22 protein-coding genes, 1 tRNA gene and 1 pseudogene are annotated in these 23,062 nt (G+C 62.2%); 8 read left to right on the top strand and 16 right to left on the bottom strand.

All coding sequences use genetic code 11. The annotated features are described in order from the left end of the window. The first annotated feature begins 58 nt into the window (after positions 1-58). Positions 59-715, top strand: a complete 657-nt coding sequence (locus tag ACYP01_RS23995; RefSeq protein WP_007735111.1) for a TetR/AcrR family transcriptional regulator — start codon at positions 59-61, stop codon at positions 713-715. Here the strand turns inward: ACYP01_RS23995 and ACYP01_RS23990 are convergent. Next, on the bottom strand, positions 681-1,415 hold the full coding sequence (locus ACYP01_RS23990) for an energy-coupling factor transporter transmembrane component T family protein (RefSeq protein WP_030535579.1): 735 nt from the start codon (positions 1,413-1,415) through the stop codon (positions 681-683). The two genes, ACYP01_RS23995 and ACYP01_RS23990, sit on opposite strands and share 35 nt — an antisense overlap. Then, positions 1,412-3,451 carry an ABC transporter ATP-binding protein gene (locus tag ACYP01_RS23985; protein WP_459682804.1) on the bottom strand — a complete coding sequence of 680 codons (2,040 nt, stop codon included), beginning with the start codon at positions 3,449-3,451 and terminating at the stop codon, positions 1,412-1,414. Before ACYP01_RS23985 ends, ACYP01_RS23990 begins: the two co-directional genes overlap by 4 nt. Before the next feature lie 111 nt (positions 3,452-3,562). Here ACYP01_RS23985 and dapB point away from each other — a divergent pair, with 111 nt between their 5' ends. Both dapB and ACYP01_RS23975 read left to right on the top strand, forming a co-directional pair. Beyond that, positions 3,563-4,318: a 4-hydroxy-tetrahydrodipicolinate reductase gene (gene dapB / locus ACYP01_RS23980; protein ID WP_007735114.1), complete on the top strand. Its 756-nt coding sequence runs from the start codon at positions 3,563-3,565 to the stop codon at positions 4,316-4,318. After that, entirely contained in the window at positions 4,315-4,779 is a 465-nt protein-coding gene (locus tag ACYP01_RS23975; RefSeq protein WP_459682801.1) for a hypothetical protein, read from the top strand. The genes dapB and ACYP01_RS23975 overlap by 4 nt, the downstream gene beginning before the upstream one ends. A 34-nt stretch (positions 4,780-4,813) precedes the next feature. Here ACYP01_RS23975 and ACYP01_RS23970 read toward each other — a convergent pair whose 3' ends face one another. Next, the gene (locus ACYP01_RS23970) at positions 4,814-5,470 is read right to left on the bottom strand and encodes a DUF3105 domain-containing protein (protein ID WP_003942235.1); all 657 of its coding nucleotides are present in this window, start codon (positions 5,468-5,470) and stop codon (positions 4,814-4,816) included. Between the two features lie 48 nt (positions 5,471-5,518). Continuing rightward, positions 5,519-6,466: a hypothetical protein gene (locus ACYP01_RS23965; RefSeq protein ID WP_459682798.1), complete on the bottom strand. Its 948-nt coding sequence runs from the start codon at positions 6,464-6,466 to the stop codon at positions 5,519-5,521. Between the two features lie 200 nt (positions 6,467-6,666). Here ACYP01_RS23965 and ACYP01_RS23960 point away from each other — a divergent pair, with 200 nt between their 5' ends. Then, positions 6,667-7,065: a DUF1801 domain-containing protein gene (locus ACYP01_RS23960; protein WP_037130001.1), complete on the top strand. Its 399-nt coding sequence runs from the start codon at positions 6,667-6,669 to the stop codon at positions 7,063-7,065. A 7-nt stretch (positions 7,066-7,072) separates the two neighbouring features. Here the strand turns inward: ACYP01_RS23960 and ACYP01_RS23955 are convergent, their stop codons facing one another. Then, positions 7,073-8,230, bottom strand: coding sequence for an isochorismate synthase (locus ACYP01_RS23955; protein WP_459682796.1), 1,158 nt, complete (start codon positions 8,228-8,230; stop codon positions 7,073-7,075). A 234-nt stretch (positions 8,231-8,464) separates the two neighbouring features. Here ACYP01_RS23955 and ACYP01_RS23950 point away from each other — a divergent pair, with 234 nt between their 5' ends. The 4 genes from ACYP01_RS23950 to ACYP01_RS23935 all read left to right on the top strand — a co-directional run bounded on the left by ACYP01_RS23950 (position 8,465) and on the right by ACYP01_RS23935 (position 12,276). Beyond that, entirely contained in the window at positions 8,465-8,917 is a 453-nt protein-coding gene (locus ACYP01_RS23950) for a flavodoxin family protein (protein ID WP_459682794.1), read from the top strand. Between the two features lie 175 nt (positions 8,918-9,092). After that, on the top strand, positions 9,093-10,136 hold the full coding sequence (locus ACYP01_RS23945; RefSeq protein WP_459682792.1) for a Fe2+-enterobactin ABC transporter substrate-binding protein: 1,044 nt from the start codon (positions 9,093-9,095) through the stop codon (positions 10,134-10,136). Further along, entirely contained in the window at positions 10,133-11,434 is a 1,302-nt protein-coding gene (gene entS, locus ACYP01_RS23940) for an enterobactin transporter EntS (protein WP_459682790.1), read from the top strand. Before ACYP01_RS23945 ends, entS begins: the two co-directional genes overlap by 4 nt. After that, positions 11,431-12,276, top strand: a complete 846-nt coding sequence (locus ACYP01_RS23935) for a siderophore-interacting protein (protein ID WP_064073667.1) — start codon at positions 11,431-11,433, stop codon at positions 12,274-12,276. The genes entS and ACYP01_RS23935 overlap by 4 nt, the downstream gene beginning before the upstream one ends. On the opposite strand, the gene ACYP01_RS23930 is transcribed toward ACYP01_RS23935, so the two are convergent. The 11 genes and pseudogenes from ACYP01_RS23930 to ACYP01_RS23880 all read right to left on the bottom strand — a co-directional run. Continuing rightward, positions 12,225-13,673: an MFS transporter gene (locus tag ACYP01_RS23930; protein WP_047271426.1), complete on the bottom strand. Its 1,449-nt coding sequence runs from the start codon at positions 13,671-13,673 to the stop codon at positions 12,225-12,227. The genes ACYP01_RS23935 and ACYP01_RS23930 overlap by 52 nt on opposite strands. Positions 13,674-14,601: 928 nt before the next feature. Further along, positions 14,602-14,672 (bottom strand) — tRNA-Cys (locus ACYP01_RS23925). A 104-nt stretch (positions 14,673-14,776) separates the two neighbouring features. Further along, positions 14,777-15,403, bottom strand: coding sequence for a class I SAM-dependent methyltransferase (locus ACYP01_RS23920; protein ID WP_218680328.1), 627 nt, complete (start codon positions 15,401-15,403; stop codon positions 14,777-14,779). Positions 15,404-15,423: 20 nt separating this feature from the next. After that, entirely contained in the window at positions 15,424-16,140 is a 717-nt protein-coding gene (locus ACYP01_RS23915) for a hypothetical protein (protein ID WP_459682787.1), read from the bottom strand. Beyond that, positions 16,137-16,721 (bottom strand): RNA polymerase sigma factor, encoded by a 585-nt coding sequence (locus ACYP01_RS23910; protein ID WP_003942139.1) that lies wholly within the window; start codon positions 16,719-16,721, stop codon positions 16,137-16,139. The genes ACYP01_RS23915 and ACYP01_RS23910 overlap by 4 nt, the downstream gene beginning before the upstream one ends. Positions 16,722-16,751: 30 nt before the next feature. Further along, positions 16,752-17,435, bottom strand: a complete 684-nt coding sequence (locus ACYP01_RS23905; RefSeq protein WP_161120991.1) for a lysoplasmalogenase family protein — start codon at positions 17,433-17,435, stop codon at positions 16,752-16,754. Positions 17,436-17,439: 4 nt separating this feature from the next. Continuing rightward, positions 17,440-19,035 (bottom strand): NADH-quinone oxidoreductase subunit NuoN, encoded by a 1,596-nt coding sequence (nuoN, locus tag ACYP01_RS23900; protein ID WP_459682784.1) that lies wholly within the window; start codon positions 19,033-19,035, stop codon positions 17,440-17,442. Then, positions 19,032-20,636: an NADH-quinone oxidoreductase subunit M gene (locus ACYP01_RS23895; RefSeq protein WP_459682782.1), complete on the bottom strand. Its 1,605-nt coding sequence runs from the start codon at positions 20,634-20,636 to the stop codon at positions 19,032-19,034. Before ACYP01_RS23895 ends, nuoN begins: the two co-directional genes overlap by 4 nt. After that, positions 20,630-22,522 carry an NADH-quinone oxidoreductase subunit L gene (gene nuoL, locus ACYP01_RS23890; RefSeq protein ID WP_459682780.1) on the bottom strand — a complete coding sequence of 631 codons (1,893 nt, stop codon included), beginning with the start codon at positions 22,520-22,522 and terminating at the stop codon, positions 20,630-20,632. The genes ACYP01_RS23895 and nuoL overlap by 7 nt, the downstream gene beginning before the upstream one ends. A gap of 1 nt (position 22,523) precedes the next feature. Next, positions 22,524-22,823, bottom strand: a complete 300-nt coding sequence (gene nuoK / locus ACYP01_RS23885; protein ID WP_003942238.1) for an NADH-quinone oxidoreductase subunit NuoK — start codon at positions 22,821-22,823, stop codon at positions 22,524-22,526. Next, positions 22,820-23,062, bottom strand: a pseudogene (locus tag ACYP01_RS23880) (NADH-quinone oxidoreductase subunit J); the annotation flags it as partial. The pseudogene ACYP01_RS23880 and the gene nuoK, both read right to left, overlap by 4 nt.

Raw genomic sequence — 23,062 nt, 5'->3', positions numbered from 1 at the left:
TCTTGGACTTCGAGCGCAAAGACATGGTTCGAGCCTCGTTCGAGCGAGGAAGTGGGCAGTGGCACGAAGGCGTGGGTGGGGCGGCAATCCACCGGACAGTGACGAAGATGCGTCTCGTCGCATTGTCGAGGCCGCGGTCGAGTTGATCGGACGGACAAGTTCGGAAATCAGCATCGGCGACGTCGCCGAGTCACTGGGCGTGATCCGGCAGACCGTGTATCGATACTTTCCCAGCGCTGACGCTCTGATGCGGGCAGCGGCGATCGCGTCGGTCGACGGCTATCTCGATCGACTCACCACACACGTGAGCGGCATCGAAGATCCCGTCGAGGCGATGACCGAGGGTGTCGTCTACACCCTGACCCAGGTCCACCGAACGCCGCATCTCGGCATTCTGCTCACCAGCACGAATTCGAGTCTTCATCCCGAGGGTCTGACCTCTCAGGAGGCGCAGGCCTTCGGAATGGCGATGATCACCCGCTTCGACGTGGACTGGGTGCGTTTCGGATACGACGACGCATCACTTCAGGAACTGGTCGAATACGTCCTGCGGACGATGCAGTCGTTTTTCCTCGCGCCCGGCGACCCGAAGCGGAGCGACGAAGAACTGCGGCGATACCTACGGCGCTGGATGGGTTCTGCGATCATCGCCCAGGGAAATTCTGTCAGTGGTGACCCGATCAGCGCAGAACCAGAGTCAAAACAACCGCGCTGACGCACGCGGCGATGACGACGGTCAGTGCGAACAGGTCGGCGAGCTGAGGGCGCTTGGGGTACGCCGCGATCAAACCGGTGCCCCCGCGAGCGGAGATCGCTTCACCCATCTCGGCAGAGCGCCGAATTGCCACCGACATGGTCGTGGTGATCAGATCGACTATCGAATTGTCGGCAGCGCTGTTGACCACAGCTTTCGGGCGTAGTCGTCGCGCCGCCACCAGGGTGAGCATCTCGTCGATCAAGAGCGGAAGTGAACGAATGCAGAGGGCCGTCGCGATCGCCCACTCGTCGACCGGGATCTTGAGGAATCGTAGCGGTCTACCGAGTGTTGCCAGTGCCGGCGCCACATCGCTCATCGACGTGGTCCATGCCAACATCAGTGAGACGCAGAGCAATACAAGACCGAACGCCACCGCTTGCAGGTAGATGAACACTGCGTCGAGGCCGATCGGAAGATTGATCAACGCGCCGAGCAGGATCAGCGCCCACAACCACCACGGAGGTCGCGGAACTGCAGTCGGGGGGATGCGTCCGATCACCGCGGTCAGCAACAACAATCCGAGTACGACGCCGATCGCCGGCCAGGACGGAGCGGTCACGACCACGATGCTGACGAGAACGACGGCAACGATCTTCGTTCCGGCCCACAATCGGTGGATCGGCGATGAAGTCGGGACTTCGCGCAGAAGTGTTGTCACGTCGTCGATCCTTCCAAGGCGCTGCTGGCGGCAGGGTCGAGGATGCGACCCTCCGACAGTCGAATTGTTCTGCTGCACACGGCGTCCATGCCGTCGACATCGTGGGAGATGACGACTACTGCGGTTCCGTTCCGACGAATCCACCTGAGTACGTTCAGGATTTCGTGTCGACCGGGTGGATCGAGACCGGCCAACGGTTCGTCGAGGATGAGTACCCGCGGTTGGCGCACGAGGAGACCGGCCAGGACGACGCGTCGCATCTGTCCGCCGCTCAACTCGTCGATGCTGCGGCCGGCGATGTGACGGTCGAGTCCGACGGCGTCGAGCGCCCACGAGACTTGCACCGATCCGATCTCCGGACCTCCGGCGGCCTCGATGTCTTCGGCGACGGTTCGGCGTTGCAGCTGCAGTCGCGAATGCTGGAACGTGAGACCGACGGTGCCGAGTTGGCGTGAGACGGGTTTGCCGTCGAAGACTGCGGTTCCCTTGCTCGGTGCGATCAAGCCCGCCATGATCCAGGCCAGAGTCGATTTACCGGAACCGTTGCCGCCCAGAACCAGCAGCCCGTCGCCGTCGCCGATTGTGAGATTGACGTCCGACAAGGCGCGCCGCGACCACGGAGTCCGGTCGTTGTACGTGTGGGTGACATCGGTGAGTTGGAGGACAGCTCGAGTGCTGACCGGCCACGGCGCAGACGGAGGACCCCCGAACGTCGACGTCATCCAACCTGGTTGGTGATCGATCTGCCGTCCGCGTTGTAGTTGAATCACCCGATCTGCGTTGCGGGTTTCGGCGTGGTGATGGGTGACCAGTACCACGGCCATCGGGTGGCGTCGCGGAAGTTCGGCAAGGAGCGAGACCAATTCCTCCCGGCCGGCCTGATCGACCATCGCGGTGGCTTCGTCCGCGATCAGCAGAGCGGGGCGCCGCGCCAGCGCGGCTGCAACAGCCAGACGTTGCATCTCGCCACCGGACAGCCCGGAGGTCTCACGCATACCCATGCCCGCGAGTCCCACCTCGGCCAGCAGTGCATCGACGTCGGGATGCGACTCGGGGGGGAGCCCCCAGACGACGTCGTCCGCGACGCGGGTTCCGAGGATCTGGCTTTCGGGTCGTTGGAGGACGACGGCGGTTCCGCCGTGTCGGCCGAGACCGGCGGACCCGGGTCTCGTCAGCGTCCCGACAGTCGGCGCGCGACCGGCGAGCAACCGGGTGAGTGTGGACTTGCCCGAGCCGTTGTGGCCGACGACGGTGACGAACTCTCCTCGTCGCACGGTGAAGTTGACGTCGACGAGGGCCGGTGTCGTTGCACCCGGATAGGTGAAGCCCACGTGATCGAAAGTGACCGGCAGCGGATCGATCGGACGGTCGTCGGGTGCTGTCTGGAGCGGGTCGGCCGAAGGGAGTGCAGCCAATCGGTCGAGGACGGCGCCGAGGACGAAATAGGAGACGACGGTACTGAGGACGATTCCGGAGATGATGGACACGCCGATCCACAACCACCAGTAGTCGATGATCGAGCCGATGCTGTTCTCGATCCATTCGGCTGCGCCGACCAGTGTGGGGGCACGCTTCAAGATCTCGGCCACGCCCAACGCGGTGTTCTCGAGCGAGGTCAACAACAAGGTGCGCAGCGGAGCGAGAACAAGCAACAGGACTATGGAGAACAACGCCAGCGCGGGCCCGATGACCAATGACGACAGCAATGCGGAGACGAAGCCGAGACCGCGCCGCTTGACCGTACCGATGATTCCGCCGAGGAGAGCGCTCAATGCGACCGCCGCCGCAGATCCCGAACCCGCCGCGACAAAGGCGACTGCCGTGGCCGAGATACCGGCCGTCGTCACGGCGCGGACTCGGAAGCGCTGGGCAACAATTCCCATCGGAACGGCGGCCACGAGGTTGAGGGCGCTGGCCATGGGGATGACCGTGGCAATCACGGACAACGCGACCGTGAATCCGGCCATGACGGCACCCGTTGCCAACTCGAGTGGTCGAAGGTTGCCGGTTTCGCGGACTTGCGGACGGTTGCTCACTACGTCCAGTGTGCCAGTGGTGACATAACTCCCGCCCGACTGATGGTGAGCGCATCGGGGTGATTGCGTAGGCTTCACCTCAAACAATGCATCGGACGGAGCGTGGAAGACGTGAGTGCAGCACCCATCAGGGTCGGGGTTCTGGGAGCCAAGGGCAAGGTCGGTCGAGCGATCTGCGAGGCAGTGGAAGCTGCTCCCGATCTGGAACTCGTCGCTCAGGTCGACACCGGTGATCGCATCGAGACGTTTGTCGACACCCGCACTCAGGTAGTGGTCGATTTCACGCACCCCGACGTCGTCATGGGAAATCTGGAATTTCTCGTGGCCAACGGAATTCACGCAGTGATCGGCACCACCGGTTTCGACGAGTCCAGGCTTGCGACTGTGCAGTCCTGGCTTGACGCCCAGCCGGCAACGGGTGTTCTGATCGCCCCGAACTTCGCCATCGGTGCTGTGTTGTTGATGCGCTTCTCGGCTGCCGCGGCGCGCTTCTTCGATTCCGTCGAGGTTATCGAACTTCACCACCCCAACAAGGCAGATGCTCCCTCGGGCACCGCATACCGAACGGCCGCCATGATCGCCGAGGCTCGCGCGGAAGCAGGCGTCGGACGTAGCCCTGACGCCACCACGACCGAGCTCGAGGGTGCGCGTGGAGCCGACGTCGACGGCGTCCGGGTTCACTCCGTGCGGATGGCCGGACTGGTTGCGCATCAGGAAGTGATTCTCGGAACTCAGGGCGAGACGCTGACCATTCGCCACGACTCGATCGACCGGAATTCGTTCGCGCCGGGCGTTCTGCTCGGTGTCCGCCAGATCGGCTCGCGTCCGGGTCTGACGGTCGGTATCGATTCCTTTCTCGATCTATGAACAAGTCCACCCGCACCGTCGCACTGATCGTCGCGATTTGCATCGCGCTCGCGGTGTACTTCGTGCTGCTCGGTCAGCGCGGAATCCAGCTCATCCAGGACGGTGGCGGCGCCGCGATCGGTCTAGGGATCGGCGTGCTGATCCTGCCGTTCCTGGGGCTGTGGCTCGTCATCGCCACGCTCCGTGCCGGCTTCACGCACCAGCGCCTCGCGCAGCAGATTCACGACGAGGGCCTCGCTGTCGACGCGTCTGCGCTTCCGAAATTGCCTTCGGGCCGGATCGAGCGAGCGGCTGCCGACGAGTTGTTCGCCCAGATCAAGGTCGACTGGGAAGCAGACCCGGACAACTGGAAGCAGAACTTCCGACTTGCTCGCGCCTACGACTATGCCGGTGACCGAAGCCGGGCTCGGGAAACCATGCGACGGGCAGTCGAACTGGAACGCCGTTCACGAGGCAAGTAGGTGTCTACGCCGCGAAGCGGGGCCTGCTGAGACGCTACCGCTCCGGAACGGTTGTGGGAGATGACGGATCCGGAGTGGTGGGGTCGAATGGCGGCGGGTTGTTCGGGTCGAAGCTCGTCACCGGCACCGAACAGGTCGCGCCCACTTCGGGATACGTGTTCGGGTTGACGCGCAGAGCCGAGACGAACTGATCGATGCGCGCGTCCGCGGCGTTGTCGAGCTTGAGCTGACGGCCCCACGACTGCAGCGAGATCGGCGAATCCAGGGTCGGATACGGCGACATCAACGTGTAGCTCATGCCCTCGACTCGCTGTGCCAAGCGAGCCTGATCCTCGCTCGAGACGAGGTCGGGGTTGTACGTGATCCACACGGCCCCGTGCTCGAGAGAATGGACCGCATTCTCGGTCCGAATCGCTTGTGGATAAACAACTCCGGTGCAGTTTGCCCAGACCGAGTCATGACGGCCGCCGAAGGGCGGTGAATATGTGTACGCCACGCGTTCGTTCGGGCGTACGTGTTGGGCTGCTGGGTAGTCGACCGTGACAACTCCGTCGATGGCTTCGGACGGATCCGGGTTGTCGATGCTCGGAACAAACGCATCCGGGCGCGGTGATCCTTCGAGGGAATTCGCACACGAAGCCAGTGCGAGAACTGCCGAGACCACCACTGTCGCTCGAAGTTGTTTGTTCACTCGGCCATGATAGCGGCGCCTGTCCGCTTTCCCGGGGACGCGAATCGACTACGACCCGAGAGAGCCGCTCGCTCCGTCCGACAGTGCGATGTCGCTGGCGCCGCGAAGAATTCGGATTGGTGGTAATGGCCCTCGGTATGCCTCGGAGCCACTGATCAGATCACCGGCAGCGTCGAACGCGATCGCCTCACCTTGTGGCTCGTCGGGAAGGGAGACGCGAATCGGGTTGGTGTTCAACGCTTTCACGATATCGCCGTCGGGAGCTGCGTACAGGTAAGCGTCGGTATACGTGCGGAGCGCTACCACCGTGCCGTCCTTGCTCACGGCGCCGCCGGTGACAGCCATCGTTCCGGCGTGGGGGACGGGCCCACCGGGTGTGAGGGTGGGAGTAAATCTGAGCTGACCTACTTTGGCCAACATGGTCGGCGAGCCCGTACTCAGATCCTGAACCTGCTGTCGCTCAGCGGTTGTGTAGACCACGCTTGCACCCAGGTAGTCCTTGGTGACGATGACGGGAACCCCGTCGCTCTGGATCAGTAGTGTCTCGGCGTCGTGCGCGCCGTCGGGATAGACCAGGGGGTAGGAGGTCGCCGCACCTGAAGCCGGATCGAGTTCGATCAGCCCGACCGACGTTCGTACCGCGTTGTTGTCGCCGATGTCTGCCAGCCACAGATGGCCGTCGGGAGTCGACGACAGATCCTCGACGTCGACACGAGGGGTGCCCACGCTGATCCAGCGCTGCACGTGGCAGTTCGAATCGAGTTCGGCGACCCGATCGTCGGAGCCGCTGTCGCCGATTGCGTACATCCCGGCCGCGGTGACGGTGAGTCCGGACAGCTCGGAAAGGCCTGCATCGGTGGGTGTGCACAGTACGTCGACGACGCGGGCCTGTTGCGCCGCCGCAGGAACGGTGTGAACGCCGACAATCGCGGCGGCGAGAACAACCGATCCGGCAGCCCAAGCGACTGAGTGGGTGAGCGGTCGATTCCAGATCACGATGCAGTCCTCCAGGCCGAAGAATCGGGACTTAGTACCCAGAGAATACTGGACGTCCGTCTCACTTTGACAGAAACTGCAAGAAATCGCCTATGCCGAAACGTCGTGATGCGTCAGTGATTCACCGAGTGAATCCGCGTGCAGGAGGGGATACTCGACTCACCGGAGATCGGCGGCGACGAGCAGGAAGTGACGAAGCGATGGCGAAGAGTGAGTCCGACAAGCAAGGCGCAGATTCCCCGTCTCGGTTGATCGACCAGCGAATCGAGGAACTCGGAGACTGGCGGGGCGAGATGCTCGCCCGGATACGAACTCTGATCAAAGAAGTGGATCCGGATGTGGTGGAGGAATGGAAGTGGCGAGGTGTTCCCGTGTGGTACCACGCCGGAATGATCTGTACCGGTGAGACTTACAAGAGCGCAGTGAAGGTGACCTTTGCCAAAGGCGCATCACTCGACGACGCTTCAGGACTCTTCAACTCCAGCCTCGAGGGCAATACGCGACGGGCGATCGATTTCCACGAGGGCGAAGCCGTCGACGAAAAGGCGTTCAAGGCACTCGTTCACGCCGCGATTGCCCTGAACACCTCGAAGAAGTGACGCCCTGTCAGAGCTGATGTTCAGCGAGATCGAACGCACTGAGTAGCGTGCGGAATTTTGTACTGGTCTCTCTCAATTCGATTTCCGGGTCGGAAGTAGCGACGATGCCGCCGCCGGCGTAGGCCCGCGCCGAGAGGCCGTCTGCTGCGATCTCGGCGCAACGAATAGCTACCATCCACTCGCCGTCTCCAGTCCGGTCGCACCAGCCCACGGCACCGGCATAGAACCCACGATCGGCTTCGGTTGCGGTGATGTGCTCGCGTGCGGCGACCGTCGGTGTGCCGCAGACAGCGGGAGTCGGATGCAGCGCCATTGCGAGTTCGAGCGAGGTCAGGCTCGGGTCGATCAGGACACCTTCGATCTTGGTCCCGAGATGCCACAGTTGCGGTGTCCGAAGGATTTCCGGTGCGCTGGGTGCATTGAAGGACGTGCACAGTGGTCCGAGTATCGCGCTGATGGAGTCGACGACAAACGCGTGTTCGGCGAGATCTTTGGTCGACGCGCGGAGTTGCTCGGCATTCGCCTCGTCTTGATCCGAATTCGGGTGGCGTGCAATCGAGCCCGCCAGCGGGTGGCAGGAAACGACGCCGCCTCGCCTTTCGATCAGAACCTCGGGCGTCGAACCGACCAGCGAACGCCCGCGGTACTTTCCTCCGGCGGGGGACAGGTCGACGCAGAAACCGTTGTGCGCGTGATCGAGTGCAATCAGTTTCTCGGCCAGAGCGGCGGGGAAGATCGTGGACTCGGCCTCGATGGTCAGGGAGCGTGCGAGGACAACCTTGTCGAGTTCGCCTGCTCGAAGTCGTTCGATGGCTCCGCGGACCCTGTCGGTGTGGATCTGCGGGCTGGGTTCGAATCCGGCTACCCGCGAAGTGGGTAGTGACGGGATGTTGGAGTGATATAGATCACCGCGGACCCGTGTGAAACTCAGTGGCGCGGTGAGGGCGGACGGCGTCTCCGGGGAGAACGGCAGGGCGCCGACGACCGAGTCGATGCGCCCGGTCTTGAGGGCTTCGGCGGCGTCGAAGGCCGAGTCGAATTTTTCGACTACTCCCGAAGTGCGGATCGACGTTTGCCTACGTGAGAGCAGGAAAACGGAGTCCGTTTCATCGTCAGTCCGGTTGTTGCGCAACGGGAATTCGGAGACTTCGGCGAGTGCGGACATGGACACCCTTCCAGTTCGATTGGAACATCTGCTATGTTGAGGCTAGCCTAAGTTTCTAGGATGTACGTCGCCACGATTTCTGTCGATGAGGGCAGAAATCGCGGGCGCGGCGGAGGTGAACTCGTACTCGAATCTGTTCGCTACTTCGGGGCAGTGAACATTGGCAGTGAACATTGCTGACTGCAATGCGGGTTCTGCGACACGTCGGCGTCGGGTCGTCGTAGTGTCGGACCAGTGAAGACGCTCTTGGTGGTTCACCACTCACCCTCGCCTGGAACACATGAACTTCTCGATGCTGTTGTGGCCGGTGCCCGCGATCCCGATATCGAGGGTGTCGAAGTCAAGGTGATTCCGGCATTGGCTGCAACGGTGCCCGACGTATTGGGTGCGGATGGCTACATCTTTGGAACTTCTGCGAATTTCGGATATATGTCCGGTGCGTTGAAATACTTCTTCGACACCACCTATTACCAATGCCTCGGGGCGGTAGAGGGGAGACCGTACGGGTTATGGGTTCACGGCAACAACGACACCGCTGGTGCGGTGTCTTCCGTGAACAGGATCGTTAAGGGACTCGGTCTGAATCGCGTGGTCGACACTCTTGAAAGTACTGGCAGTGTCGACAAATTGGTCCGCGACCGATGTTATGAGCTGGGGGCAACGGTCGCTGCTGTCATGACGATCTGATGTGCCTCTGTGATTCTTTGCAGTCAATTGCTAGTGGAGATTTTTGTCACCGAGTTTATTAGTTTAGGCTACCCATATTCAGTGAGTGTTGCTCCAGCAGCCTCTCGTGGAACGCCCTGGCATTCGAATGCCGGGTCACGTCACAAACTGAAGAATCCACATGGGAGACGGCTCAGTGCGAAACAAGACTGTAGGAGAAAGTAGGACGACCTCCACGCCACCGTTGGCGATACGGAGTTGGCGACGTTTCGTCGCCATCGCAGGGTTGCTGATCGTCGCACTCGTGGCGATGATCGGTTGCAGTAGCGATTCGAACGACGAACCGACCAAGGCTGCAGAGCCCACGACCCGCGTGATCGAAACCGAAAAGGGCTCGGTCACCGTGCCCGCGTCGGCGGAGCGCATCGTGGTTCTGAGCGGCGGTCTCGCCGGATACCTGTACGCCCTGGACGCACCGGTGGTTGCCACCGATACCCGCGTCCTCGGTGTCACGAACCTCGACGGTGGATTCCCGCCGGCTTGGGCGGACGCCGCAAAGGCGCAGGGCACCAAGGAATTGCCGGCCGGCGAGCAGCTCAACATCGAAGCCGTCGCGGCGGCTGAGCCCGACCTGATCATCGGCGGTGGCCAGGGAATCACCTCCGTTCAGTCCGAGGAACTCTACGATCAGCTCACTGCTATCGCACCCACCGTCTTGGTCCCCAAGACGGTCGCCGCGTGGGACAAGCAGCTCGAAATCGTCGCCGACGCGGCGGGCCGTTCCGACCAGGTTCCGGCGCTGATGAGCGCATACGAGGACAAGGTCAAAGAGGTCAAGGGCAAGATCAAGGTTCCCGAGGGCAACGTCGTCTACTTCCTCTCGGTCTCGAGCAACAAGCCGTACCTCGTTCCGCCGACGGCCGCGCTGCCCGCGATGCTCGCCGAGCTCGGTTTCAAGGCCGACGACGTCATGGCCAAGGCCGGCAACCCGCAGCTCTTCGGCTCGGGTGACTCGTTCGAGGTCAGCCCGGAACTGCTCTCGCAGGTCGCCGATGCTCCTGTCGCCTTTGTGATTCCGGTGTCCGGTCGCCCGATGGCCGAACTTGCCACCGATCCGCTTTACTCGCAGTTGCCGTCCTTCAAGGCAGGCACGACGTTCGAGCTCCCCGCCAGCAGCTACCGTCCTGACTACGACGGCGCAATGGCTACCCTCGACCTGATCGGCCAGACCTTCGCATGACTCGATTCGGTGGGCTGGTGATCGATGTTTCACCCTTGCGGACCAGCCGTCCCTTCAGGTACGCCTTTTCCGCGCGATTGATCTCGCTGCTCGGGATCGGACTGCTCGTCGTAGCCGTCCCCGCGCAGACGTACCAGCTCACCGGCTCGACCTTGCAGGTCGCCGGAGTGTCCACGGCGATGGCCATCGCCATGTTCTTCGGCAGCCTGTTCGGCGGCGTGCTCGCTGACCGTTACGATCGGCGACGCACCATCCAGTTGGCCCGCAGTGCTGCGGGTCTCGGCTTTGTCATTCTCGGGTGCAATGCGCTCTTGCCACACCCGTCGATGTGGGTCATCTACGTCGCGGCAGCTGTCGACGGCTTGGCCGGCGGTGTCAGCAGCTCGGCCTTGATGGCTTTGATGCCGACGTTGTTGCCGCGCAACAAGATGGCTGCGGCCGGCGCTTTGGTAGCGCTGACCACCGACATCGGGACGATGATCTCGCCGGCAATCGCCGGCGTGATCATCGCCTCCGGCGGCATTCCCGCGACATACTTTGTTGCTGCGGTGGCCACCGCAGCAACTGTCACGTTGTTCCAAGCCATCGGCCCTTCTCCTGCACCGGGCACGAATCACGAAAGCCCGATGCGCGCGCTGGTGACCGGCGTGAAATTCGCCGGCACGCACACAGTCATTCGCGGCATCCTGATCAGCGGTCTGTTGGTCATGTTCGTCAGCGGGCCGATGGTGTTGCTGCCTGCCTTCGTCGACCAGGTCCTCGGCGGCGGACCCACCATGCTCGGTCTGCTCTACGGCGCCCCCGCTGTCGGCGCTGTGGTCGGTTCCCTCACCAGCGGTTGGACCGGACGAGTCCACTGCAACGGCGCCGCGATGTTGATCTCTGTTGCGCTGATGCCTCTCGGCCTGGTGGTACTGGGTGCGTCGGGAGCAGCGATTGTCGCGTTCCTGGGCCTGGCCGGATTCGGCCTCGGCCGCGCACTCAACGACATTCTGAGATTTGCAGTCCTTCAACAGAACACGCCGGACGAATTGCGCGGACGCGTGTCCAGTCTGTGGATGGTGCAAGCCGTCACGGGTACGGCGATCGGTTCGATGGCAGCCGGGTTCCTCGGGCAGTGGCTCGAGCCTGGCGCCGCGCTACTGGTCTTGGGGCTCGCCGGTGTGACACTGGGCCTGGTTCTCCTGGCAGCATTGGGTTCGGTGCGCCGGGTAACTTCGGAGACCAACGAAGTCGATCTCTCCGAAAACACTGTGCCGGTGGGGAATGCTCCGCCGGAAAAGGAAGGTAGTTCATGAACCGAGGAGACCACCTCGCGACCATCGCCGAAGTTCTGGCGGGGACCACCGGCGCAAAAGTGCCGTACCCCATCGGCATTCGCGAACTCGAAGTTGTTCGCAGCGAAATGGTCGGGACCGGACTGTTGCGTCTGACCTTGGGTGGACCGGAGTTGGCGGGCTTCGAATCGCACGCTCCCGACGAGCATGTTCGCCTGGTCTACCCGGATGCAGACGGAACTTTACGTCTACCCGAACGCGACGGATTCAGCCTGAAGTGGCCTCGTCCATTGCCGATCTCGCGTGAGTACACCGTCCGTCGATACGACGCCGAGGCGGGGGAGCTGGACCTCGACTTCGCGCTCCACGATGGTGGGTACGCCTCTGATTGGGCTCAGGCGGCCACCGTCGGCACTCGGGTGCACGTGGCAGGTCCGCCCGGTGGCGTCGTGGTTCCGTGGACGTACGACCGCTATCTGCTGGCCGGTGACATCACCGCCCTTCCTGCCATTGCTCGTTGGCTCGAGATGATGCCCGCTGCTGCCGCCGGGTGGGTGTTCGTCGAGATCACCGACCCTTCACAGGAAATCGAACTCACTGTTCCGGAAGGCGTCGAGGTGCGATGGCTGCACCGCGGTGACGTCCCAGCCGGTCACTCGGATCTGCTCGAGCAGGCAGTACGGACGGTCACCGTGCCCGAAGGTGAGCGCCTCTACGCCTGGATCTCCGGTGAGGCCACCAGTCTCAAGCCCATTCGCAGATTCGTGCGCGACGAACTCGGCCTGAGTTCGGGCGACCACCTGATCACGGGCTACTGGAAGCGCGGAGTCGCAGACTTCGACGAGGACGACGACGACCACTGAACATCGGTTGATGCCGGTTTCGGCATCGTCACCGCGACAACGAGTCCGACAATCGCAACGATTGCCGCCACTCCGAAAGCTGTGGCGAATGCCGAGTGCTGGGGAAGGCCGCCGGATGAAGTCGCGCTCGCGATGATCCCGGCGGCAATTTGGGTTCCCACAGCAGAACCCAGCGATCTGGCGATCGTGACTATTGCCGTCGTGACACCTACGCGGTCTGCCGGTGCGCTGTCGGCGGAGATGACGAACACTGCCGTCGACGCGGCGGCAACGCCGGTACCCGCAAGGATCAGCACCACAACGATCTGCCACATCGTTGTTGCAAAGACGCCGACGGCGCCGCTCAGGCCGAGGAAGGCAACTCCCGCTACCGCAATGGCTTTCGTGCCGACCCGTTGTGCGAGCTTTCCGGAGATCACCGACGCGATGACCGCTGCGCCGTAGCCGACGCACAGCAGGAAGCCGATGGCGCTGGTCGACGCACCGCGGCCGAATCCGCTCTCTGCCGGCACGGCGAGTTGTTGCGGAAGTAGATAGACAACAGCGCCGTAGGTGAACCCGAAAACCACGCCGACGACCACGGCGCTCCACATCGAACGATGCCGCATCATCGTCAGGTCGACCATCGGCTCGGTTGTCCGGCTCTGATACCTGGCCCAGATCGCGAACACGGCAGCGGAAGCGAGAAGCAGCAGCATCGACGTCGGTGCGCCCCACCCGTTGCTCGATGCGCTCGCCAGCCACGCCGTCAGCGTCAACAATCCAAGAGCCAATCCGCCCGCTCCCGGCCAATCGAGTCGGCCGCCGACGTTCGACATGTGATCTCGTGGTGTGCTCACGGCAAAAGCAATTGCGCCGAGCAAAACGAACGCGGTCGGAACTGCATACATCGCGGTGCGTGAGACGTTTTCCGCGACGGGCCCGGACAATACGACTCCCAGAGCGCCGCCGGCCACTACAACAGCCCCGAGCAAACCCGTGGCCGTCTTCAGTCGGTCCGAGGATAAAGTGCGTCGTAGGACCACGAAGCTCACGGGAAGCAACCCGAGCCCGAATCCCTGGAGAAATTGGCCGAGGACGAACAGCGGGAAGATCGTTGCGAGAGCGGACACGCTGCCGCCCAGGACAACGATTGTCGTGATCGCGAGCAAGGTGGGGCGGGCGCCGTACACGTCGGCTATTCGCCCGGCCATCGGCGTGACGAGGACAGTGCTCAACGTCAGAGCGACGGATGCGAGCGCTCCGACGTCGGCCGTCACTCCGAAGTCTCTCTGTATCAGGGGGAGTGCGGGGACGATGATGCTTTCGAGCGCGGCCACGGCAGCGATCAGCAGGGTCAGGCTTGCGATAGTTGCTACCGGTCGCGGCTGATTGCCGGAGACGCTCTCTGTGGTCATCGTGCTCTCTTTCGATCGGGGAGTGAGGAGCTTATGGACGCGACGAAACGCCGCCCCTCCAAGATCCCGGAAGGGTTGTGGCACTGGATAATCGGGCTGTGAAGTAGACCGTCCCGCTATTTCGTTACGCGTACCGTTATTGTGGAGAAATGTAATCGGATTCAGCGCACAAAGCAAGAGTCGGACGGGTTGGAAATGGTGCCATGTATCGCCAGATCGCAACGGGCAGACTTTTGCTGCTACCGCCGGTCGGTGTCAGGTGATGTGACGGTGGGGCTCATTTCTCGATGAGCATGACGCTGGTCACCAAAATGCTTCTCCGAGCAGGGAGTTCATCTGCCGGACACATTCAAGGTCCCCGTTTGAATGCCGGGTTTGTTAGCTTTCTGCCTGTGACGCGACGTCACGGAAAGTTCACGAATCACGGAGGATCATCATGGGTTCTATTTCAACGATCATCGGAATCTTCGAGCTCTACAAGCTTCTCGAGCCGCTGCTGAGCTCGCTGAGCTGATTCAGGTGTGATTTCGCTGTCGAGCCGGGGCGCCGAGGGACTCGGCTCGACAGCGGATCTCGAGGATCCGGCGCGATCAGGACCCGTGGAACGGATGTCGGCACCGGCAGAATTCCATCGCTCCGGTGTAGTGGTCCATCACCAGGATTTCTGCACACCGAGCGGGCTGCGGTGCGAACCTGAGGCAGCGCTCGATCCAGCCGCGCTCCAGCGAAGGGGCGGGGTCCGCGCAGTTCCCGCATCGGCCGGGACGTTCGGCGACACGTACGGAACCGTAGTGCTCCGGGGGCATGCCAAACATCTTGGTGGTGCGATGTTTCCAGGGCAATGGTTCGGCTCGAGCGGAAGCTATGTCACGAAAGCCCGGCGGCGATACCATGGTTGCTCCGTAACGAAAGGCGGAATCTCAAGGGGAGCGGATGGCAGGAGTCGAACCTGCGTGGACGGTTTTGCAGACCGCTGCCTTGCCGCTCGGCCACACCCGCATTGATCCAATTATGTTCGTAGTGAACAACAGTCGCCACCATTGTGATCAGGGTGAGTTGATCGCTGTGTGACGGATCGCAGGGACTGCGGGGGAAGTGCCGGGTCAGGCGCGGGAGAACACCGCGACCAGGAATTCGGAATCCTCCTTGAACGGGCGAAGATCCCACGTGGAGAGCAGCAGATCAGCCTCGAGGCCACTCGCGGTCGCGTCGGCGAGAAACTCGGGGAACTCGTAGCCACGGCCGGCACCGAATCCGATGACCACTCGGCCGCTCGGAGCGAGATGACGAGCAAATCCTGACAATACTGCTTGCCTGGTGGACGGCGCGAGAAACGCCACCACGTTGCCTGCCGACACGATGACGTCGAAATCTGCCTCGACACCGCGGGCCGGCAGATCGAGTTCGGCGAGATCGCCGACAATCCACGTCGGCCCGGGGTGGTCTTCTTCTGCGGCAGCGATGAGAACCGGGTCGACATCGACTCCGACAACCACATGCCCGACGTCGTGCAGATAACCGCCGAGTCGGCCAGGCCCGCACCCTGCATCGAGAACCCGGCCACCGCGTCCGAGCATCGCGTCGATCAAACGTGCTTCCCCGACAATGTCCTTGCCGTCCGCTCTCATGGAACGGAAACGCTCGACATATCGTGTGGAATGCGTCGAGTCGGCTGCAGTGATCTCTTCCCACTGGCTGGGGATGCGCTCGTTCGGGGCGTGTGCAGTCATCTTTCGAGGGTACCGACAGCTCACCGGGTGCCGACGACCGTCCCGTCTGCGGCATATCCGACGAGGGTTGGACGAGGGGAGGTGAGCGACAGGGGAATCCATCCGTAGAAGCGGTCTTCGGCAAGAATTGTCGGATAGATCTGGCCGTCTGCGGTGTGAAGTTCGGCTCGGACAGCACCTCCCGCCCCTGCGTCGTAGGTCGCCTCGTGCGGACCGGCCTCGTACCCGGCGCCGCCCCCGAATGAATCTGCGCCGTACAAGTCAATTGATCTGCAGCCGTGTCCGAGGCCGATGAATTTCGACGGACCAACCTTGTCGATGTCGGCTGACGCCTCGAAAACCGGGGCGACGCACCTCCAGCCTTTGGCGCCGTGGGCGACAAAGACGCTGAACAAGGTTCCGTCAGGTCCGGGAATGGACCCGACCCGCTCGGCGGTGGACGGATCTATTCCGCCGTTGGTTCCCGGCATCGTCTGCCAACCCGAGTACATGTCGGTGAACGCTTTCGGCATCATCCCCGTGGCAGCGGCGCAGCCCACCACCACTGCTGCGCAGATCGCCGCGACGAGAACGATGGCACCGACGCGACGGCGTGGAGCCTTGGTTGCCCCAATGTTGTTTTCGGTAGCCATGATTCGGGTGCGTACGGCATCTTGGACGTTCTCGGGCCAGAGTTCGGCGGAAACCGTATCGCTCGGCCGCAGCTTCTCGAGCGTGGTCAGCAGATCTTTGCTCATGGGGTACTCCCGTGTTCGGCGGCAGCGCAAGGTCGGGCGGTGTTCATCGGGATTACGGTGACGGATTCTGAAGTCAACCCGGCGCGCAATCGACGCCGAGCGCGAAAGAGACGAACATGCATGGCCGGAACCGAACACCCAGCGACCCGCGCGGCTTCGGTGGCGGTCAACCCGTCCCAGGCAGTCAGGAGCAGGGCTTCACGTTCGGTGACGGTGAGTGTTGCCAGTGCTTCGAGCAGTTCCGTGCGTTCGGTGACAGTGACGTCGGCGCCCGGCGTCGATGCCGCAATCTGCTCGATGCGTCCCATCTTCTCGGTGAGCGCGTCAAGGCGCCGAACGCTGCGACGGTTGTTGTTCACGGTGTTTCGAGCCACCACCAACAGCCATGGAAGTGCCTGCTCGGGCACTTCGTCCAAGCGTCGCCAGGCAACGAGGAACGTCTCGGAGACAACCTCCTGCGCGCTGTGATGATCAACGTGGCGACAGGTATACGCGAACACCCGACCGGCGTAGGCGTCCCACAGGGCGGTGAACCGCTCTTCGCCGCTCGGCGGCGGTTGTTCCTCGGATTTCGGGGTCATATGAAGAGATGTCCGGCTGGTTGCTGATCCTTACAGCCTCTGAGCTAATGGACGGTTTGGCGTCTTACTCCGGCCGAGAACTCCCACTGTCAGAAGCAACAGAGCGAGGATGTACAGCGTCATGATCCAGATGCCCGCAGCGGCGGGCTGCCACTTGTTCGCCTGGCCGAGCAGGATGAGGGCGTCAGAGGTGAGGAACAGCGCGCCGCCGATACCGGTGATCGAGTTGTACGTCAGTGCGGTTGATGCGGTTCCCACCAGTATTGCGGCGTACACGGGGACGGCAATTCGAAGTTCAGGTTCGAGACCGGTCCAGGTGTACGACACAAGAGCGATCCCAGCGACGGTGTAAGCGCACAGAAACCATGGCCGCCTTCGTATCTCCCGAAGCGCGCCGTGTGAGAGAAAGAATCGGATGAAGCAGAGGTGACCGATCGCGAAGGCTGCCATCCCGATGACAAACGTGGTCTCCCAGATCAGGAACAAATCTCCGAAAGCACAGGCAATCAGCGCAGCAGCAACAATTCGAGGTCCGCGTCGGGCGACAACCCAGGCAGCCAGAATCGGAGCGAGCATGACCTTGGTGATCCCGTCCCAGGGCGCAGCATCAGCGGCATTGAGGATCAGATGGACAATCGCTACCGCTGAAAACACGACGAACCATGGGGCCCGGATGATGCTCGGCAGCCCGGGGTCGAGGTCAGATTCACGCATCGGCTCAGTGTAGGAAGTCCGCTGCACGCTCGGCGAGGTCGAGCGCCGGCTGGGGGAGTATGCCGAGGATGAGCGTGACACCGGCGCCGAGGCCGATCACACTGCTGGTCAGTGCACTCGGTACCACGACGGTCGGAGCGTCTGCGGCCGATTCGGTGAAGAACATCAACACGATCACTCGCACGTAGAAGTACGCGGCGATCGCGCTGCACAGGACGCCGACGATCACGAGAGGTGCGGCCCCGCCCTCGGCTGCCGCGCTGAACACCGCGAACTTTCCGATGAACCCACTGGTCAACGGGATCCCGGCGAAAGCCAACAGGAACAGTGCAAACACAACTCCGACCAGCGGTGAGCGCCGGCCCAATCCGGCCCAGCGCGAGAGCGTCGCGACCTCACCGTCTGCGTCCCGAACCAGACTCACGACGGCGAACGCGCCCACGGTGCTGAATCCGTAAGCCAGAAGATAGAACATCGCCGAGGCGAGGCCGGCATCCGAGTTCGCCACCACGGCGGTCAGAATGAATCCGGTGTGTGCAATGGCGGAATAGGCCAGCATTCGCTTCATATCGGTCTGCGTGACGGCAACGATCGATCCGACAACCATCGTGAGAATCGCGACCGCCCACATCAGCGGACGCCAGTTCACGTATTCGTTGGGCAGGGCCACGTAGAAGACACGAAGGATGGCACCGAATGCGGCGATCTTGGTCGCCGTCGCCATGAAACTGGTGATCGGCGTCGGCGCCCCTTGATAGACGTCGGGAATCCACGAATGGAACGGCACGGCACCGACTTTGAAAAGCAACCCCACTGCCACCAGGGCCGTTCCGAGCCAGAGAAAGGCATCGGTGCCCGACCCGATGCGAGCTGCGTCGGCGATACCGGAGAGCGTGACCGTCCCGGCATAGCCGTACAGCAACGCAATTCCGAAAACGAAGAACGCCGACGAAAATGCCCCGAGCAGAAAGTACTTGAGCGCAGCTTCCTGGGAGAGCAGGCGACGTCGGCGTGCTAGACCACACAGGAGATACAGAGGCAGTGAGAACACTTCGAGCGCAACGAACATCGTCAGCAGATCGTTGGACGCGGGAAAAAGGAGCATGCCGCCGACAGCGAAGAGGGTGAGCGGAAAGACCTCGGTCTGGGCGATACCCACCTTCACTGCTTCTTGCTCCGCAACACTTCCCGGGACGCTCGACGCTTGAGGGGTGAAACTGCCGAGCGCGTCATGTTGCGCAATCACTTCGGCGGTGTTGCCCGAGCCTCGCTCGGCAATCAGCAGTACCGCGGGGATCGACACAAGAAGGATCGTGGCCTGCAAGAACAGCGTCGGTCCGTCGACAGCAACAGAACCCATCATCGCCGTCGACCGCGTGCCGGCGAGCAGAAGCACTGCCACGAACGCGGCCGCCAAACCTCCGACACCGAGGACGAGTTGCACTGGGTACCGAATACGCCGGGGTGCAAAGGCTTCGATGAGTACCCCGACCACCGCAACACCGAACACGATCAACATCGGCGAGAGCAAGCTGTATTCGATACTGGGTGATGCCGCGTCGGCCGAGCCGAGGATGGTCACGTCGTTGAAGGAACTCATTTGTGGACACCTCCTTCGTGGTCGGCGACGAGCGGCGTCGGTGCCTCGTAGACGACCGTGTGGCTCACTGCAGGAGTGATGACGTCCAAGGCAGGCTGGGGGTAGATGCCGAGAAGCAGCAGGAGTGCGATCAGAGGGGCGACCACCACGAGTTCGCGTCGAGCGAGGTCGCGGATCGTTCCCTGCCCTTCCTTCACGGGTCCGCCCATCATGCGCTGGTAGAGCCAGAGTATGTAGATCGCGGACAGGACAAGCGCGGCAGTCGCCGCGATAGCGGCCACGTGATAGCGCGAGTACGTTCCGATCAGCACCAGGAACTCACTGATGAACGGCGCGAGACCCGGCAGCGACAGCGTTGCCAACCCCGCAACGAGGAATGTGCCGGCCAGGACGGGTGCGACTTTCTGGACGCCGCCGTACGCTGCGATCGATCGTGTACCTCGCTGCGAGACCAGGAAGCCCGCAATCAAGAACAGCGCGGCGGTGGAGATTCCGTGATTGACCATGTACAGCGCGGAACCTGCCTGGCTCTGGCTGGTCATCGCGAAGATTCCGAGAATGATGAAGCCGAAGTGCGAAATCGACGTGTAGGCGATCAGTCTCATGACGTCTGTTTGCGCGATCGCCAGTATTGCGCCGTAGACGATCCCGATCACGGCGAGCGTGATGATCCACGGTGCAAAAGTCGACGACGACTCCGGGAACAGTTGCAGGCAGTAGCGAATCATCGCGAACGTGCCCACCTTGTCCACGACCGCCATCATCAACACTGCTGTCGACGGAGTCGATTCCACCGCGGAGTCCGGCAACCAACTGTGTAGCGGCCAGAGCGGCGCTTTCACCGCGAACGCGAACATGAATCCGAGGAACAAGGCGTTGAGCACCCCGGGGCCCACACCGAGTTCACCGTTGTTTGCCGCTGAGGCGATCGCCCGGAAGTCGAAAGTGCCGCTGGTGAAGGGACTCTCGTCGCGCGTGGTGACCACATACAGGCCGATGACTGCAGCGAGCATGACCAGGCCGCCGAGGAGGTTGTAGAGCAGAAACTTCACGGCGGCACGAGATCTACCCACTCCACCGAACCCGCCGATGAGGAAATACATCGGTATCAGCATTGCCTCGAAGAAGATGTAGAACAAGAGGATGTCCAAGGCGCTGAACGAAATCATCACCATGGACTCGACAACAAGTATCAGCGCGAAATAGGTGTGCGGCATGCGTTTGGGTGATGCCGGGTCTGCGGGGACGTCATTCCAGCCCGCGATCAGGAGTAACGGCACCAGCACGGCGGTGAGAAGAACCAGAACGAGTGCGATCCCGTCGAGTCCGAGTGTGTAGCTGGTACCAAAAGCCGGTATCCAGCTGTGGCTTTCGACAAATTGAAATTGTTCGCCGCCGCGGTCGAACGCAACTCCGAGAACGGCGGCGACCACCAGGACTGCCACGGACACAGCCAATGCGAGAGACTTCGCAAATTGGTACGACCGTGCCGGTAGAGCGAGGACAACACCCGCTCCGATGAGCGGAAGCAGCCAGAGCACCGTCAGCGCAGGGAAGCCGGCATTGGTCACAGAGTCGCTCACCGCCGCTTCGATCACCACAGTGTCACCGCCATCATTGTCGCGACCACGAGTGTTGCTCCGACAAACATCACCAGCGCGTACGAGCGAACAAACCCGGTCTGTAGCTTCCGCGTGAGCGCGGACAACCCGGTGACGACCACCGCAAAGCTGCCCACGACGCCGCCTATTCCCTTGGTGTCGACCACTTCCAACGACTTGGTGAGTTGTTGTCCCGGCTTCACGAACACCGTCTCGTTGAAGGCATCACCGTACAGATCGCGGCGAGCCGCAACGGTCAACGGTGAAACCGGAGTCGGTGCCACAAGTGGAATCTCCCGGGTGGCGTACTCGCGATACGCAATCGCGACGCCGGCGGCAACTGCGAGCAGCGCCAGTGCGGTGATCGACCATGCGGGTATCGGCGGTTCGACGTGATGGGAGCCGACTACCGGTTCGAGCCAGTTCTGCAAGCTGGACCCGATGGTCAGGAGCATGCCGGCGCCGACGGACCCCACCGCCAGGATGATCATCGGAGACGTCATCACTGCCGGAGATTCGTGAGGTTTCTGGTTCTCCCAGCGGGCCTTCCCGAAGAAGGTCATCAGCATCACGCGGCTCATGTAGAAGGCAGTGAGCGCCGCACCCAACAGAGTGACGATGCCCAGCACTACACCCTTGACGCCACCCTCGCCGATCGCAACCTCGATGATCTTGTCCTTGGAGAAGAACCCGGCGAACGGCGGAACACCGATGATGGCAAGGTAACCGAGTCCGAACGTGACAAAAGTCAGTGGCATGAACGCTCGGAGTCCGCCGTAACGCCGCATGTCGGTTTCGTCGTTCATCGCGTGCATCACCGAACCTGCACCGAGGAACAGACCCGCCTTGAAGAATCCGTGGGTGATGAGGTGCAAAATCGCGAAGGCATATCCGGCCGGTCCGAGACCCGCAGCCAGGACCATGTATCCGATCTGACTCATGGTCGACGCGGCGAGCGCTTTCTTGATGTCGTCCTTCGCGCAGCCGATGATCGCACCGAACAGGAGCGTCACGGCACCGACGATGACAACCACGAGTTGAGCGTCGGGTGCGAGATCGAAGATCGGATTGGAGCGCACGATCAGGTAGACGCCGGCCGTGACCATCGTGGCCGCGTGAATCAGAGCGGAGACGGGGGTGGGGCCCTCCATCGCGTCGCCGAGCCACGATTGCAGCGGCACCTGCGCCGACTTCGCGCACGCAGCGAGGAGGAGCATCAGACCGATCGCCGTCAGGACACCTTCGCTTGCGCCGGAGGCGCCGCCGAAGACGTTGCTGAACGCGAGCGACCCGAAAGTGCTGAACATCAACATCATTGCGATCATCAAGCCGATGTCGCCCACCCGATTGACGACAAAAGCCTTCTTGGCCGCGGTCGCCGCCGACGGCTTGTGCTGCCAGAATCCGATGAGCAGGTACGACGCCAAACCGACGCCTTCCCAACCGACGTAGAGTCCGAGGAAATTGTCGGCGAGGACCAGGAGCAGCATCGCAGCGAGGAAGAGATTGAGGTACGCGAAGAACTTACGACGCTCGGGGTCGTGCGCCATGTAGCCGACCGAGTAGATGTGGATCAGCGAACCTACACCGGTGATGAGCAGAACGAAACACATCGACAGTTGGTCCAGCTGCAGTCCGAACTCGACCTGTAGACTGTCGACCGGGACCCAACTGAAAAGGTGCTCGGTGACGGTACGGTCGGCGGTGTCACGGCCGAGCATGGCGATGAAGAACACGCCTGCCACGACAAACGACGCGAGAGCCATGACGCAGGCGAGTAGGTGACCCCACACGTTCGTGCGACGACCGGCCAGCAAAAGGACAGCGGCACCGCACAGCGGCAGGGTGGGGAGCAACCAGATGGCGGACGTGATTCCTCCTGACATGTCAGTACTTCAGCAGGTCTGCGTCGTCGACGGATACAGAACGCCGAGATCGGAAGATGATCATGATGATTGCCAGACCGACGACTACTTCGGCCGCGGCGACCACCATCGTGAAGAAGGCGAAGATCTGGCCGTCCAGATTGCCGTGCATGCGCGCGAAGGTCACGAATGCCAGGTTGGCGGCGTTGAGCATCAATTCGATACACATGAACACCACGATGGCGTTGCGGCGCAAGAGGACTCCCGCAGCCCCGATGGTGAACAACAGGACCGACAGATACAGATAGTTCTCGGGATTCATCGCTGAGTCTCCTCACCGGTATCGGGATCCGGGGATCGCGGAGTGAGGGCGCTGCTGACGGAGAGGGTCGAGAACGTTCCGTCGGGCAACAGTGCCGGCATGTCCACTGCGTTGTGACGTGCGTACACGCCGGGACTGGGGAGGGGAGTGGCCGAGCCCTTTTCTGGATTGTTCTCATCGCTGCCCAGGTACTCGAATCGTTGCTGCGAGAGTTCGCGTTGGCTGAGCGTGGCTCCGAT

The sequence above is a fragment of the Rhodococcus sp. no. 34 genome, assembly GCF_054589475.1.
The sequence above is the reverse complement of the archived record's forward strand: the minus strand, read 5'-3'. Positions and strand labels throughout refer to the sequence as shown.

Coding starts and splice junctions, on each gene's coding strand:
- ACYP01_RS23975 (WP_459682801.1), top strand. CDS start 4,315: ATGAACAAGTCCACCCGCACCGTCGCACTGATCGTCGCGATTTGCATC.
- ACYP01_RS23960 (WP_037130001.1), top strand. CDS start 6,667: ATGGCGAAGAGTGAGTCCGACAAGCAAGGCGCAGATTCCCCGTCTCGG.
- ACYP01_RS23955 (WP_459682796.1), bottom strand. CDS start 8,230: ATGTCCGCACTCGCCGAAGTCTCCGAATTCCCGTTGCGCAACAACCGG.
- entS (WP_459682790.1), top strand. CDS start 10,133: ATGACTCGATTCGGTGGGCTGGTGATCGATGTTTCACCCTTGCGGACC.
- ACYP01_RS23935 (WP_064073667.1), top strand. CDS start 11,431: ATGAACCGAGGAGACCACCTCGCGACCATCGCCGAAGTTCTGGCGGGG.
- ACYP01_RS23930 (WP_047271426.1), bottom strand. CDS start 13,673: ATGACCACAGAGAGCGTCTCCGGCAATCAGCCGCGACCGGTAGCAACT.
- ACYP01_RS23920 (WP_218680328.1), bottom strand. CDS start 15,403: ATGACTGCACACGCCCCGAACGAGCGCATCCCCAGCCAGTGGGAAGAG.
- ACYP01_RS23915 (WP_459682787.1), bottom strand. CDS start 16,140: ATGAGCAAAGATCTGCTGACCACGCTCGAGAAGCTGCGGCCGAGCGAT.
- ACYP01_RS23910 (WP_003942139.1), bottom strand. CDS start 16,721: ATGACCCCGAAATCCGAGGAACAACCGCCGCCGAGCGGCGAAGAGCGG.
- ACYP01_RS23905 (WP_161120991.1), bottom strand. CDS start 17,435: ATGCGTGAATCTGACCTCGACCCCGGGCTGCCGAGCATCATCCGGGCC.
- nuoN (WP_459682784.1), bottom strand. CDS start 19,035: ATGAGTTCCTTCAACGACGTGACCATCCTCGGCTCGGCCGACGCGGCA.
- nuoL (WP_459682780.1), bottom strand. CDS start 22,522: ATGTCAGGAGGAATCACGTCCGCCATCTGGTTGCTCCCCACCCTGCCG.
- nuoK (WP_003942238.1), bottom strand. CDS start 22,823: ATGAATCCCGAGAACTATCTGTATCTGTCGGTCCTGTTGTTCACCATC.